The following is a 14,800-nucleotide window of genomic DNA, read 5'->3' as shown; positions in this document are numbered from 1 at the left end:
CGGTCCCAAGGGTATGGCTGTTCGCCATTTAAAGTGGTACGCGAGCTGGGTTTAGAACGTCGTGAGACAGTTTGGTCCCTATCTACCGTGGGCGCTGGAAGTTTGAGAGGATCTGCTCCTAGTACGAGAGGACCGGAGTGGACGTATCTCTGGTGTACCGGTTGTCACGCCAGTGGCATTGCCGGGTAGCTAAATACGGAAGAGATAAGCGCTGAAAGCATCTAAGTGCGAAACTCGCCTCAAGATGAGACTTCCCGGAGGTATAACCTCCCTAAAGGGTCGTTGCAGACTACAACGTTGATAGGTCGGGTGTGCAAGCGCAGCAATGCGTTCAGCTAACCGATACTAATTGCCCGTGCGGCTTGATCCTATAGCCTTGTGTATCAAGGTAATAGGTCGCTTGTACAATAAAAAAATCAGAGTGCAATCTGAGAACTCATACTTCTTTCATGTGTTGAAGGCAAAGAATTTTAAAGCTTTGCCTGGTAGCAATAGCGAGGCGGTACCACTCCTTCCCATTCCGAACAGGACAGTGAAACGCCTCAGCGCCGATGATAGTGCGAGGTATACCGTGCGAAAGTAGGACACTGCCAGGCTCCCAATTAACCCCTCGTTGGTAAACCAGCGAGGGGTTTTTTATGTGCGCTCAATTCTTGAGTTGTCTTTTGTCGTGCTTATAAAGAATAGATTTATTTGATAAGCGTTAATGTATTATTTATTCTGGTTGTGTTCGGATGAGTAGGTTATGAAATCTATTGAAACTGCAGTGTTGGGCGGTGGTTGTTTTTGGTGCCTCGACGCTGTGTTTGTGCGCGTAAGAGGCTTGGATACAGTGGTCCCTGGGTACATGGGGGGTGCTTCGGATAAGCCTACGTATGAGGCTGTTTGTTCAGGGCTGACGGGTCACGTGGAAGTGGTACAGGTGACATTTTCACCGGAGCTAATTAGTTTTTCCGATGTCTTGCGTATCTTTTTCTCGATACATGATCCAACAACCCATGACAGGCAGGGTGCTGATGTCGGCTCTCAGTATCGTTCTGTTATTTTTGTAACATCGGACGAGCAGTTGAAAGCCTCGAATGAGCTTATTGAAATTCTGAACTCGGAGGGGCTTTGGGATGCCTCTATAGTCACGGAAGTGCGTCCAGCTGAGACCTTCTATGCAGCTGAAAATTATCATCATCATTATTATGAAAATAATCGGTCCCAACCTTATTGTCACTATGTGATTGATCCGAAGGTGGCGAAATTACAGAAGTCTTGGACTAGGTTTTTAAAGTAGGACCTTTAAAAGTCGAATTCAGTCAGTATATGGCCGGGTCCTTCCGGTAGTGCTAGCGCTTTACCACCATCTATCACACGTGTCCCATTGACCCACACGCCATGAATTCCTGTTGGCGTCCTCATCAAACGGGATCCATCTCCTGGTAGGTCATTCAGTTGATATAGCTTTGATATGCCGATTGATTTGGGATCAAACAGCACTAGATCGGCAAAATATCCTTCTTCGATCTTGCCTCTTTTTCTAATTCGGTACTTAGCGGCAGGATCTGACGTTAACTTTTGAATTGCATGTGTCAGAGTAAAGATACCTGTATCGATCGACCAATGCCGCATAAAAAATAAACCAAATCCAGCATCACAAAGAAACTCAACGTGCGCCCCTGCGTCAGATAACGCCATAATGGCATTTCGGTGGGTTAGGAGTTTTGCTACACCCTCATCGTTATTTTGATACATTTTTCCGATAAATTCGGTCTCTAGGTCTTGATCAAAAAGCCAGTCCAGAGGACTCTGATTGGTGGCTTTGGCGAGCTCGGTAATGGGCGTCTCGTCCAATTCAATTTTGTCCCACGCTCCATTAAATATGACCCCGGTTTGATTTTCAGTGAGGTTTCGAGCAAATTCGCCCCTAAATGATTGGCTTTGGTAAATGGATTTTAATTGTTCTGGTGCGGCCACTTTGACCGCATTAAAAGCTTCGTGGGCATAAAATATATATGGATTACGCAAGGTGAAATTGAAGGATAAAGGATGTGGATTCGCATGGATGTACACTTCGTGCCCACGATCTAAGGCTTCTCCGCATCTTTGGTAATAATTGCGAGATGCAGTGGGATCCGAGTCGCTATACATGGCTAGTACTGAGACAAGGAACGTGGGGCAGTTGAATGTTTTGCTTATATTTTCTAAGTATTCAGGAGTAGCCCGCCCCCCACCCGCTGTGACAAAAACACCTTTTCGCTGCTTTATTGGCTCGAGTAATGCGTAGAGCTCAGCATCTTCTGCGATTGTTGATGGCATGGGTCTTCCGCCAAAACCTGAGTGGTTGGGCGAAAAAGAGGATGCGAAACCGATTGCGCCGCAGCCTAGGGCTTGGTCGACTATGTCGCACATGGCATTTAGTTCCTCTGGTGTTGGGGTAATTCTAGTGGAACTATCCTCTCCCATTACCGCAGTTCTGATAGCCGAGTGTCCGATCAGGACGGCAACATTTGCATGGGGTCGTTGTTCATCGATGAACTTAAGGTATTCAGGAAAGGATCTAAATTTCCATTGAGTTCCCTCGAGGAGTGTCCTTAGATTCATGCCCTCAACGACTGACAAATTTTTAAGCATGATTTCCTGATACTCTTGAGGGCATGGTGCAATTCCAAATCCACAATTCCCCATTACTGCAGTGGTAACCCCCATCGAGGGAGACGGTGATAGAGTGGGATCCCATGTGATTTGTGCATCATAGTGGGTGTGGACGTCGATGATCCCCGGCATTAATGCGAGCCCGTGGGCTTTAATGACGTTACTGCATTCAGTATTTAGGTCTCCAATCTTAATAATTTTGTCTCCCGAGATGCCAACATCAGCGCAGAATGCGTTTCTGCCCCCCCCGTCGTAGATAGTCGCGCCTTGGATGATCGTGTCCAACTTGATGGTAGACATGGTATGGGCTCTTCTTGGTTGAGTTTAGCGAAGGAATTGTTCTAAATGTTCTTCTACATGCATTTCAAACGATAATATTCTAGAGCTTAGAGACTTGCCATAGTTATCAAGACAAAGGGAGCGGGACACGCCGCCACCTAGGGCGCCTTCGCATACGAAATTAAGCATGTGTAATCCGTCGATGCTGTATCTGGTCACGGACCCATTCACGACCCCTGCGTAGAAATCTTTAAACTTTGCCGCGGAGAGTTGTATTTTGATGGTTTCATATAGTTCGGGACAATAGGCAATTACTGAGATGTTTGAGGTGTTTCCTTTGTCCCCTGATCTACAATGCGCTAAGCGCGCTAATTTAATGAACATGTTATTTTTTCAACTTTCATAAAATTTGATCGAAGGATTGATGTTGTCCCGATCGACAAGTGATGACCAAACCCCAATGATTTCTCTAGTGCGATCTTGGTGCGGGACCCGTTTTCCCGTCATGCCAACACCGGATACAGCCATACCATCGACTTCTCGGCCAATTTTCATAGCCTCTTCTCGATTCAGGGTTCGTGCGGCAACTCTTACTGCAACTTCGTAGGGTTCTTGATCAACTTTGGGTGTCATGTCGCCATGAATCGCGTTTAGCCCGAGATAGTCTATTCGTAGCTCTTCCGCTTTTAGGTCCACAATCTTAAAGCGTTCTCGTAATATGGTTTCAGCGAGTTTTGCCCGTTTCAGTGCCCCTTCGCCGGCGTAAAAAAACATATCCTCTCCAATAAAGCCCTCCTCACATCCTATCGACACCTTTAGTGTGGGTGTCCGTGGTTTGCCAACTATGCCCGAAACTAAGACTCGATCTTTGGATACTTCTTCGATCTGTGTAGTTGAGAAATCGACGACAACGTCTGGGGTAATGTAATTAGCTGGATCATGCACCTCGTAAAGCAGTTGTTCTTTAATGGTCATAGTATTGACTACACCTCCTGTGCCAGGAAGTTTGGTAATGATCGCGCTACCATTTTCATCGATCTCAGCAATTGGAAACGCTAAATCCCAAGGGTTCGGTACATCTTTGAACCCAGGGTCTGCGAAATACCCGCCTGTAACTTGTGCGCCACATTCCATGAGATGTCCAATTCCGTTCGCTAGTCCTAGGTGCGCGTAGTCATCCATCCGCCAGCCAAATTCATACATCATGGGTGCCGCAAAAATTGAGGGATCTGCTACTCGGCCAGTTACAACAATGTGCGCGCCTTCGCTTAATGCTTGCAAGATAGGTTCTGCGCCAAGGTATACCTCGGCAGATACAATTTTCCCCATAAGTGAATGTGTCGGCTCTCCCGTCTCTAAGATGGTATCCGTCAACTTAAGCACCTGTTCGGTGATTAAACTTCCGTTGATCGCAGCCACCTTAATACCCCGAAATCCAAGGGTTTGTAGCCAATAAACGATGCGCTCGGCGGCTCCATTGGGATTGATCCACCCTTGGTTTGTAATGATTTTTGTGCCTTGTTTTAGGCAGCCGGGTAGAACGGCTTGCATTCGGTCATCTAACCAGGTGTCGTAACCGGGAAATGATGGATCTCTCCGTTTTCTAACTTGTGCTGCAGAAACTGTTGCCTCAGCCATTGTCTCAAAACACAGGTAGTCTAACCGCCCCTTGTCTGCATTATTTTGTGCTGGTGAAATTCTGTCTCCCCACCAAGCCGAACCTGATCCGATGCGTATACCCATAACTACTCCATCATTTTTAAACTCAAAACATTAAGTACTTCACCCGTAATCTCACGATCGGAATGCGATGTTGTTAACTTTAAATTAACGCGATCAATACTAAACTATCTAGAAATACATTTTGTGCTTCGACGAAGAGGATCCCTAAATTATGCAATACATCCAAAAGCTCCCTTTTTGAAGAAAAGATTTATAGTTTTATCTATAAAAAGTGTTGACAATGTACCTAACGCTGTGCATTCTTTCAATCGCATGCCGGAGACGGCACTGGCGTTCCAATTTTGACACTGATATTCCTCAATTTATGGGATAAAAACAGGAGACTTAAAGATGGCAGTTGCTAAAAAGAAACCGGCAAAAAAAGCACCGATGAAGAAAAAGCCTGCGGCTAAAAAGCCTGCGGCTAAAAAAGCACCGATGAAGAAAAAGCCTGCGGCTAAAAAGCCTGCGGCTAAAAAAGCACCAGCAAAAAAAGCGCCGGCTAAAAAGCCTGCGGCTAAAAAAGCACCGGCGAAGAAAAAATCAGCTGTAAAAAGAAAACCTAATCCAGCTTTCATGAAGCCAATGAGACCTAGCGCAGTACTCGCTGCTGTTGTAGGTGCGACGCCACTCCCGCGCACTGAGGTCACTAAGAAGATATGGACCTACATCAAGAAGCATGACCTCCAGGATGCAAAAAACAGGAGGAATATAAATGCGGACAGTAATTTATTGCCAATATTTGGTGGTAAAAAACAAGTGTCAATGTTTGAAATGACTAAGCTTGTAAGTAAACATTTATCTTAAGCATCTCTACCCAGGGGCGATCCGATTCATTTCGGTTCGCCCTTTTTATTTGTCATTATCATCTTGAGGTTTTTGTGCATGACTTTAATTCGCCCGTTTAAAGGGCTACGTCCGTCACGAGGTAAGGCATTGGAGGTGGCTGCGCCACCTTATGATGTCATGTCTTACAAAGAGGCGGTTATCCAAGCGAAGGACAAGCCTAACAGTTTCTTGCATATATCAAGACCAGAGATTGATTTGCCTGAAGGGACAGATCCTTATTCGCCTGAAGTGTATAAGAAAGCGAAAGCTAATTTAAAGTCGCTTGTAGATAGAGAGGTGTTAAAGAGAGACTACGAAGCTTGTTTTTATGTCTATCGATTAACTGGACACGGTGTCAGTCAGCGTGGGCTCGTGGTTAGCGCATCGGTCGATGCGTATGACCAAAACCATATTCGTAAGCATGAGTTTACTCGACCAGAAAAAGAAGATGATCGAGTTCGACAGATTGACGAGCTCTCCGTCCAGACTGGTCCCGTTTTGCTCGTATACCCTTCGTCAAAAGACATTGACGACATAATTGCGTCAGAGTCTACCGGGGATCCTGAGTCGGACGTGCGGGATGCAGATGGAGTACGACATGAAACGTGGATGATCTCTTCTGCTGAGGTAATCGCAGAACTTGTCGCGCTATTTGACGACTTACCCGCTCTTTATATTGCTGATGGGCACCACAGGTCAGCTGCCGCATCAAGGGTTCAAAAACTTAAAATGAGTCGCGAGACGCAAGCTGTTTCAAGACCTAGAAGTTATGATTATTTCCTCGCAGTAGCTTTTCCGCAGGAGCAGATGCAAATCCTTGCATACAATCGTCTGGTAGCCGACCTTAATGGTTTGAGTCCGAATGACTTTTTACAGTACTTAAAGAAGGATTTCATCGTTCAATCTTCCGATGAATCGGTTGTCCCAAAGGAAAAAGGGGTGATGGGTTTATATCTGGAGGGTCATTGGTATACGTTGACACTAAGCGCGACGCTGAGATCTGATGATCCTATTGAAACACTCGACGTCAGTGTTCTCTCTGATCGAGTATTAGGACCTGGCCTTGGCATACACGATCTGAGAAAAGATAAGCGAATAGATTTTGTGGGTGGTATTCGAGGGAACAGAGAGCTGGTTAAGCGGGTCGACTCTCAAGAAATGGCTTGCGCATTTTCTCTTTTCCCCCCTAAGCTCGAGGAATTGATGGCTATTGCGGACCAAGGACAAGTGATGCCACCTAAATCTACCTGGTTTGAGCCAAAATTAGCTGATGGATTGGTTTCTCATGTCTTAGATTAGATCTGAGGATATTGCTTAAATCCATCAACATGTTAAGAAATGCTTCTCCTCCCAGTCTCAATATTCTGAAGTTTCACTAAGCGCAATGCTCGAGTTGGCGCATTCTAATTATTCAAAATAAGGAGTACATTTTCTGGCGGTCGACCGATAACCGCTTTCTTCCCGCATACGATGATAGGCCGTTCGATTAAGATTGGGTGTTTGACCATCGCTTGAATCGAAGCGGCATCACTCATATTTTCTCCAGAGTAATGTTCTTTAAAGATCGACTCCCCTTTTCGGATCAGTTGCTCTGGTTTTATCCCGAGTTTTAAACATAACGATGAGATTTGCGCGGCGTCAGGTGGATTTTTTAAGTACTCGATCACCAGGGGTTGGACGCCTTGCTCTTGAAGAATCGTCAGTGCATTTCGGCTTTTGCTACATCTCGGGTTGTGATAGATCGTTAATTCTGTGTTAGCCATAATTTCCTCCTTTTATCCTTGCAGAGTTTTATAGATAATCTCTCCTGTATCTTTTGATAAGTTTGGCTGATTGATAATTCTTTCCATGGCTAATTTTGCATGCGATTGTCGTTTTGTATCAAATTTTTTCCAGCGATCAAAGCTGCGAGAAATTCGAGCGGCTACTTGAGGGTTGATCCTATCAAGCTCTATAATGGCTTGTGAAATCAAACGGTATCCCGATCCATCTGCACGGTGAAAGTGGACATGATTCGCCGAGAATGTACGCAATAAGGCAAAGACTTTATTTGGGTTTTTAATATCGAATGCCGAATGCTGCATGAGCGCTTTGACCCGCTCTGGTGTATTTTTTTTCGGTGAAGCAGCTTGCGCAGCAAACCATTTATCTAATGCGAGCGGCTCTGAGCACCATTTATTGTAGAACTTAATTAATGCCTCTTCGCATTCAGGTTCCGTCGCGTTCACCATAATTTGCAGTGCGGCATATTCGTCGGTCATATTGGTTGCTGTTGCAAGCTGACGAATAGACAAATCAATATATTCTTGTTTATCAAGTTCAACGAGTAGTCCAAGGCAGACATTCTTTACCGCTCGCTGGCCTGCCGACCTCGCGTCGGGCGAATAAGGAGTGTCGTCTGTCTTGTTTAAATAGATATCTAAGAGTTGGGTTTCGAGTGTAGAAGCGATTGTAATCCGTAAAGCATTACGTGCGAGGTGTAATAAGTCCGGATCAACTAAAACAAATGATTCAGCCAAATGACTTTCAGCGGGAGTTGAAAAAAGCTCGGCAATAAATGCAGGATCTTCATGCGCTTCATACAGCGAGGCAGACAAAACCTCGATGAATTTATTATTCCATATTGGCTGTAGTTTCCCTTTGAGCTTTGGCATTGCAGATAAAATCAATCGACTTTGAAGTTGTTGTCCGGCTTCCCAACGGTTAAAAGGGTCATCATCTTGAGCCAATAGATACAGTAAGTCTTCGTCCGTATACTCAAAATCTAAAATTATAGGTGCAGAAAATTCTCGAAATAAAGAGGGAATTGGTTGCTCTGTCACCTGAGTAAATGTAAATGAATCTTTAGAATCTTTCAGCGATACTATTTGCTCTTTTGAGGTGGCGCCATTCGGTTGAAATAGTTTGAGTTTTATCGGAATGTGGGCGGGCTGATTTGATTTGAATTTCTCTCCCATAAAGTATTGTTGACACTCAAGCGTATATTCTTGGGTTGCAGCGTCATATGCGCCCGTGATTTTCACATGCGGAGTCCCTGCCTGGATATACCAATTTCTAAAAGCAGACAGGTCTACTACAGAGGCATGTTCCATCGCAGATACGAATTCTTCAGTTGTGACTGCGCAGCCATCGTGCCTTGCAAAATAGACTTTCATCCCTCGTTGAAAGTTTTCCTCACCCAATAGTGTGTGGATCATGCGAACAATCTCGGCGCCTTTATCGTAAACGGTGGCGGTGTAGAAATTATTGATTTCGACATAGGTATCGGGTCGAATCGGATGTGCCATGGGGCCAGCATCCTCGGGGAACTGAATTGTTCTGAGGCTCCGCACCTCTTGAATTCGTTGAACACCTCGAGAGTAGGTGTCTGCGCCGTATTCTTGATCTCTAAAGACGGTTAATCCTTCTTTGAGGCTTAATTGAAACCAATCCCGACAAGTGACTCGATTTCCCGTCCAGTTGTGGAAATACTCGTGTGCAACAACTCGGTCTAAAAGCATAAAATCTCGGTCGGTAGAAAGAGTCTGGTCAGCAAGAATATATTTTGTATTAAAGATATTGAGCCCTTTATTCTCCATAGCCCCCATATTGAAGTCATCAACCGCCACGATCATGTATTGATCAAGATCTACCTCTAGATTAAATCGCTTTTCATCCCAGCGCATTGATCTTTTTAATGCTGCCATTGCAAAAGTGGTTTGCTCAATCTGATGCGGTGGGGCATAGATTTGCAGAGCAACTGTTTTACCTGAGTTGGTAATAAATCTTTCTTCTTTTTTGTCAAGACGACCGAGAACCATTGCGAACAGATACGGTGGTTTGGGGTGTGGGTCCGTCCAAAGAGCGAAATGAAGACCATCCGTTAAGTCACCACTTGTTGTTAGGTTTCCATTCGACAGTAGAACGGGATATTTATCTTTTGGCGCTTGAATGCGAGTTGTGAATTGAGAGAGAACATCAGGCCTATCAAGGGAAAACGTAATTCGTCGAAAACCTTCAGCCTCACATTGGGTGAAATATCCGTATTTAGAGGCATAGAGACCCATTAGCTGAGTATTTTTTTCCGGATAGATCCGTACGGTGGTCTCGACCGTGAATGTGTCTCTAGCAGAGTGGATGGTTAGAGCGTGTTTAGATAGTTGATATTCGCTTGGTTCTAAAATTTGGCCGTCTATTTGGACCTTGATAAGCTCCAGACTTTCCCCATTTAAGCGTAGGTCACCAGTGTCGCTTGATTGAATATTTTTTTTGACAAAAAGGGTTGTGTGAACTTCTGTGAAGTCGGTTTCGACCACTATATTTAAGTCAATTTTTGGAATTTGGTAAATTGATGGTTTATAATCTTTGAGTAAAACGGGTTGAAGTGAGGTTTGTTCCATCCTGAAACTTTCTATTTTTTTAAGGTCAAGCGATTCGACTTTGAAATGTTAAAACGGTTCGTATCGATTTGCCAACTGATCGATGATCGACGTGATTTTGACCTAGATTTCGCGCTATATGATGCGATTGATCAATTTGGCTTGCTGATTCAGTTCCCTTATTAGTTGCTCAAATGAAGCGAAAGCGGCGGCTGGCCCGTTGTATTCCATCCATACGTGTTGTTCTTGCGAGCGAATCAGAACTAACTGAAGGTCAGAGTCGGATTGAAATCTGGCAATTGCGCCGCTAATTGTTTGATCTTCGTAAGCAGTAAATGTGCAAGGATCGTTTTGACAAAGTAATTTGACGATATCGTCGGGAGTTTTACTAAAATTTCCGTTTTTCGAGATGGTTAATCTGGCTTGTGGCTCAAGATTCGAGACAAATACAATAGAGTCGGGATGAATTTCTTTGACGTCGATATTTGGATGAGGGGCGATAGAAAATTGATTCCAAATGATGTTGCGTGTAAATATCGAAACTAGCGTGTTTTGAGAAGACATTAGGAGCGATACTGCTACCAGTGCTAAGCCCAATATAAGAAATACTTTTTGCAGCTTGCTAAGTGATCTCATAAGGTCGTAACGGTATAACAAAATCAGACCGATATCCAAGTGTTTTTACTCGATGGGGGTAATTTACAGCACCTATGGTAATCTGTATACCAAATGCATATCGTTGGGAGTCTGTGGCTCAGCTTAGCGATACGGATATAATTTGGGATAAACATGAGGCAATATTTCCGCTATCAATAATAGGCGAAAGTGCCTTGGCGGATCAGCTAGCCCGCGCATGCGTAGAATCAGCGAGTGGCTCATCGGCCAACGCGCTTCAATGTATTTCCTAATGAAGACAGAAGTTTTAAATATTGATTGAAAGGGAAGGACATCAAATGAACCAGTTGAACGAATCTCAAATTCAGAAATTTGAAGCTCAAGGGTATTTATTTTTCCCATCATTGTTTGAGAAGTCTGAAATGAGTGCGCTCACATCGCAGCTTGATGATATTTTTTCTCAGGACGTTGTATGTAACATTCGAGAGAAGAATTCCAACTCGGTTCGAACGAGTTTTGCGGTTCAAACATATAACCCAATTTTTGCGCGATTGGCGCGCCACCCGCGTATGGTTCGTCCCGTCGAACAACTTTTCGACGAACCAGTTTATATGCATCAATTTAAAGTGAATGCTAAAGCGGCTTTTGATGGTGATGTGTGGCAGTGGCATCAGGACTTTGGGACGTGGCATGCGGATGATCAAATGCCAGAGGCGCGTGCGATGAACATTGCAATTTTCTTGGATGATGTCAATGAGTTTAATGGACCACTCATGTTCATCCCGGGGAGTCATAAAGTGGGACTATTGGAGGCGGGACACGATACGCAAACTACTAGTTATCCATTGTGGACTCTGGACTCTAAAACGATTTCAGCGTTAGCGAATAAAGGGGGTATAGTCGCCCCTAAAGGTCCAGCAGGCTCAATGATTTTATTTCATTCTTGCCTAGTTCATGCGTCGGGACCAAATCTCTCTCCTTGGGATCGAAGAACCGTATATCTAAGTCTATGTGCGGTATCGAACCACATCAGGCGATTCAAGCGGCCTGGCTATCTTGCACATAGACAATTCGATCCAATCCAATGTCTCCCAGATGATTGTTTGCAGTCAAACTGCGACGTTGATTTACCGTGGCGTGATGGGATTCCTCAAGATGAGTTGGCGGTAGTTTAAAGAATAAAGTCAGTCATAAGGAATAAAGCTTGAATTTATATTCTAAGTTGCAATTAAGAGCTGCTGATGGTAATCCTTTACGGATTGTTATCATTGGCGCAGGGAAGTTTGCGTCAATGTATTTGGCGCAGGTAAATAAAACGCCAGGTATTCATGTCGCTGCCATAGCAGATATCAAACCGACGAATGCGCTTGGAAATTTGAAGAGAATTGGCTGGTCCCAAGCGCGCTATCAAGCGAAATCAATGGATGAGGCTATGAATTTAAATAGCACATGGGTTACGGATGATTGGGAGGCGGTTGTTGCAGACCCGAGGGTTGATATCGTTATTGAGGCTACGGGTAACCCGCCGGCTGCAGTAGAACACATTCTTCGGGCATTGAGACACCAAAAGCACGTGGTCAATGTGACGGTTGAGGCCGATGCCCTTTGTGGTCCTTATCTCGCTCAGTTCGCGCGTGAGAATAAAGTTATTTATAGCTTGGCTTACGGTGACCAACCTGCACTTATTTGCGACCTAGTTGATTGGGCAAGAGCGGCTGGTTTTAATGTCGTGGCTGCAGGTAGGGGCCACAAATGGATGCCACATTTTGTCCAATCGACCCCTGAGACAGTCTGGGGCTACTATGGACTTACGCCTGAGCAGGCAGAGCGAGGTGGGCTCAATCCAAAAATGTTTAACTCATTCTTGGATGGATCAAAGCCCGCGATTGAGAGTGTTGCGGTGTGCAATGCGACAGGATTGCTTGCGCCGCCCAATGGGCTGGAATACCCTTCGGGCAGCATTGACGATATCCCCAATCTAATGAGGCCAAAATCAGTTGGTGGTTGTTTGCACCACGCTGGTCAAGTGGAAGTGGTCTCCTCATTAGACACGACGGGAGCCCCGATTCCCTACGATATTCGATTCGGAGTATGGGTGGTATTTGAAGGGGATACTTCGTATATTCGGCACTGTTTTGAAGAGTATGGTGTTAAAACAGATGACACCGGAAGATACGCATCACTGTATAAACGATGGCATTTGATTGGACTGGAGGTGGGCATCTCAGTTGCTTCAGTTGGCCTGCGTGGTGAGTCCACGGGTGCCCCAACGGATTTTCTTGCAGACGTCATGTCCGTTGCAAAGCGAGATCTAAAAGTAGGTGAGATTTTGGACGGTGAGGGAGGGTATACCGTTGTTGGTCAATTAGCGCCAGCCGATAAGTCTCTTAAGTTGGGAGCGCTCCCATTGGGATTAGCGCATGGACTCAAATTGAAAAATGTTAAGAGAGCAGGTCAACCTGTAACCTGGGCAGATGTTGAATTCGATGAAAATGCGATTGCGATTAAAGTGCGTCGTGAGATGGAATCAACATATCGTTAGATATTGTTTTGCGAGTGAATTAACTAATTAACTAAAAAATCATATGGCTCAATACGTTTACACCATGATGGGGGTGGGAAAAATTGTTCCTCCCAAACGCGAAATACTCAAGAACATCTCTCTTTCATTTTTTCCCGGCGCAAAGATTGGTGTGTTGGGAGTGAATGGTTCTGGTAAATCCAGTTTGCTCCGCATTATGGCGGGCATAGATAGAGAGATAGAAGGTGAAGCAACGCCAATGCCCGGGATTCGCATTGGATACTTGCCACAAGAACCGCATTTGAACCCAGAACAATCTGTTAGAGAGGCTGTTGAAGAAGGGCTTGGGGAGGTCCTTGAAGCCAAGAAAAAGCTCGAAGAAATTTATGCGGCCTACGCAGAATCTGATGCTGATTTTGACAAACTTGCGGAGGAGCAAGCACATTATGAGGCGATCGTCACAACCGCCGGTCCAGATTCAGATTTGCAACTCGAAATTGCGGCAGCTGCGCTGAGATTACCAGAGTGGGATGTGCGAATTTCTACTCTATCTGGAGGTGAAAAACGTCGCGTGGCTATTTGTCGATTGCTTTTATCGAAGCCAGATATGTTGTTGCTCGATGAGCCGACAAACCATTTAGACGCTGAGAGCGTGCATTGGATGGAGCAGTTTCTTCAAAGATTTTCAGGCACTGTGGTTGCGGTTACGCACGATCGATATTTTTTGGATAATGCGGCCGAATGGATTCTAGAGTTGGATCGAGGACACGGCATCCCCTGGGAGGGTAATTATTCATCTTGGCTCGAGCAAAAAGAAAAGCGTCTTGAGATGGAGGATAAGCAGGAGTCGGCCAGGATCAAAACAATTAAAACAGAGCTAGAGTGGGTTCGCTCGAACCCGAAAGCCCGCCAAGCGAAGAGCAAGGCGCGTTTATCACGTTTCGAGGAGCTATCTTCCCATGAGTATCAAAAGCGCAATGAAACGCAAGAGATTTTTATTCCAGTTGCAGACCGATTAGGAGATAAGGTCATAGAATTTAAATCCGTCTCCAAGGCGTTTGGGGACCGATTACTTATCGACGATTTGTCTTTTACGATACCGCCAGGCGCGATTGTTGGGATCATTGGACCTAATGGCGCGGGCAAGACAACGCTATTCAAAATGATTACTGGAGTTGAGGCGGCGGATTCTGGAGAGGTTGTCATTGGCGAGACTGCTAATGTCGTAGCTGTCGATCAAATGCGTGACTCGCTGCCGAACGATAAAACAGTTTGGGAGGCGGTATCGCAAGGGCTTGATGTCTTGACAGTCGGAAAGTTTGAGATGCCGTCTAGGGCGTATATTGGTCGTTTTAACTTTAAGGGGTCGGACCAACAAAAAATAGTTGGTAATCTTTCGGGCGGAGAGAGAGGAAGGTTGCATTTAGCGAAAACGTTGATAGAAGGTGGAAATGTTTTGTTATTAGATGAGCCTTCAAATGATCTTGATGTTGAGACTTTAAGGGCGCTTGAGGGTGCGCTTTTAGAATTTGCGGGATCGGTTTTAGTTATTTCGCACGACAGATGGTTCTTGGATCGTATTGCGACGCATATTCTAGCATTTGAGGGGGACTCTCACGTTGAATTCTTTGCGGGTAACTATCAAGAGTACGAAGAGGACAAAAGAAGGCGTTTGGGGGAAGAGGGTGCCAAGCCAAAAAGAATACGTTATAAGTCTCTAAAATCGTAGGTTGACTAAATTTATTACACACGCCTGTTGATTCCGTGTTGTGAGGGAACTGCTTTGGGTAAGTAGCTGGCGTGTACTTTTTGAATCGGCCCAATAGGGTTGTTTATG

The 14,800-nt window shown here is 45.0% G+C and carries 12 protein-coding genes and 2 rRNA genes; 8 read left to right on the top strand and 6 right to left on the bottom strand.

Annotated features, from left to right (window positions below):
• From O3A65_01505 to msrA, 3 genes are all read left to right on the top strand, one after another.
• A 23S ribosomal RNA gene (locus tag O3A65_01505) occupies positions 1-370 on the top strand; the annotation flags it as partial.
• A gap of 111 nt (positions 371-481) precedes the next feature.
• Positions 482-596 (top strand): 5S ribosomal RNA (gene rrf, locus O3A65_01500).
• 149 nt (positions 597-745) lie between these two features.
• Positions 746-1,282, top strand: a complete 537-nt coding sequence (msrA, locus tag O3A65_01495; GenBank protein ID MDA1331135.1) for a peptide-methionine (S)-S-oxide reductase MsrA — start codon at positions 746-748, stop codon at positions 1,280-1,282.
• Positions 1,283-1,287: 5 nt separating this feature from the next.
• On the opposite strand, the gene O3A65_01490 is transcribed toward msrA, so the two are convergent.
• The 3 genes from O3A65_01490 to O3A65_01480 are packed head-to-tail and all read right to left on the bottom strand — an operon-like array spanning position 1,288 to position 4,662.
• Complete coding sequence (locus O3A65_01490) at positions 1,288-2,940, bottom strand: amidohydrolase family protein (protein ID MDA1331134.1); 1,653 nt, start codon at positions 2,938-2,940, stop codon at positions 1,288-1,290.
• A 24-nt stretch (positions 2,941-2,964) separates the two neighbouring features.
• Positions 2,965-3,303, bottom strand: coding sequence for a hypothetical protein (locus O3A65_01485; protein ID MDA1331133.1), 339 nt, complete (start codon positions 3,301-3,303; stop codon positions 2,965-2,967).
• A 9-nt stretch (positions 3,304-3,312) separates the two neighbouring features.
• Positions 3,313-4,662 (bottom strand): DUF1446 domain-containing protein, encoded by a 1,350-nt coding sequence (locus O3A65_01480; GenBank protein MDA1331132.1) that lies wholly within the window; start codon positions 4,660-4,662, stop codon positions 3,313-3,315.
• A 330-nt stretch (positions 4,663-4,992) separates the two neighbouring features.
• Between O3A65_01480 and O3A65_01475 the strand changes: the two genes are divergently transcribed.
• Both O3A65_01475 and O3A65_01470 read left to right on the top strand, forming a co-directional pair.
• Entirely contained in the window at positions 4,993-5,448 is a 456-nt protein-coding gene (locus tag O3A65_01475) for an SWIB/MDM2 domain-containing protein (protein MDA1331131.1), read from the top strand.
• A 78-nt stretch (positions 5,449-5,526) separates the two neighbouring features.
• Positions 5,527-6,768 (top strand): DUF1015 family protein, encoded by a 1,242-nt coding sequence (locus tag O3A65_01470; GenBank protein MDA1331130.1) that lies wholly within the window; start codon positions 5,527-5,529, stop codon positions 6,766-6,768.
• A 104-nt stretch (positions 6,769-6,872) separates the two neighbouring features.
• Here the strand turns inward: O3A65_01470 and arsC are convergent, their stop codons facing one another.
• The 3 genes from arsC to O3A65_01455 all read right to left on the bottom strand — a co-directional run bounded on the left by arsC (position 6,873) and on the right by O3A65_01455 (position 10,391).
• Positions 6,873-7,232: an arsenate reductase (glutaredoxin) gene (gene arsC, locus O3A65_01465; protein ID MDA1331129.1), complete on the bottom strand. Its 360-nt coding sequence runs from the start codon at positions 7,230-7,232 to the stop codon at positions 6,873-6,875.
• Between the two features lie 12 nt (positions 7,233-7,244).
• On the bottom strand, positions 7,245-9,848 hold the full coding sequence (gene pepN / locus O3A65_01460; protein MDA1331128.1) for an aminopeptidase N: 2,604 nt from the start codon (positions 9,846-9,848) through the stop codon (positions 7,245-7,247).
• Positions 9,849-9,962: 114 nt separating this feature from the next.
• On the bottom strand, positions 9,963-10,391 hold the full coding sequence (locus O3A65_01455) for a hypothetical protein (GenBank protein ID MDA1331127.1): 429 nt from the start codon (positions 10,389-10,391) through the stop codon (positions 9,963-9,965).
• A 389-nt stretch (positions 10,392-10,780) separates the two neighbouring features.
• Between O3A65_01455 and O3A65_01450 the strand changes: the two genes are divergently transcribed.
• Genes O3A65_01450 through ettA form a run of 3 tightly spaced genes read left to right on the top strand, consistent with a single transcriptional unit; the run spans position 10,781 to position 14,692 of the window.
• The gene (locus O3A65_01450; GenBank protein MDA1331126.1) at positions 10,781-11,617 is read left to right on the top strand and encodes a phytanoyl-CoA dioxygenase family protein; all 837 of its coding nucleotides are present in this window, start codon (positions 10,781-10,783) and stop codon (positions 11,615-11,617) included.
• 29 nt (positions 11,618-11,646) lie between these two features.
• On the top strand, positions 11,647-12,984 hold the full coding sequence (locus tag O3A65_01445; GenBank protein MDA1331125.1) for a Gfo/Idh/MocA family oxidoreductase: 1,338 nt from the start codon (positions 11,647-11,649) through the stop codon (positions 12,982-12,984).
• 43 nt (positions 12,985-13,027) lie between these two features.
• A complete protein-coding gene (ettA, locus tag O3A65_01440) occupies positions 13,028-14,692 on the top strand; it encodes an energy-dependent translational throttle protein EttA (protein ID MDA1331124.1) in 1,665 nt (554 codons plus the stop codon).
• Positions 14,693-14,800: the final 108 nt, after the last annotated feature.

Source organism: Pseudomonadota bacterium (genome assembly GCA_027624715.1).
GTDB lineage: Bacteria > Pseudomonadota > Gammaproteobacteria > Burkholderiales > Eutrophovitaceae > Eutrophovita.
Note: the sequence above shows the minus strand (reverse complement) of the source record. Positions and strands in the feature narration are given on the sequence as shown.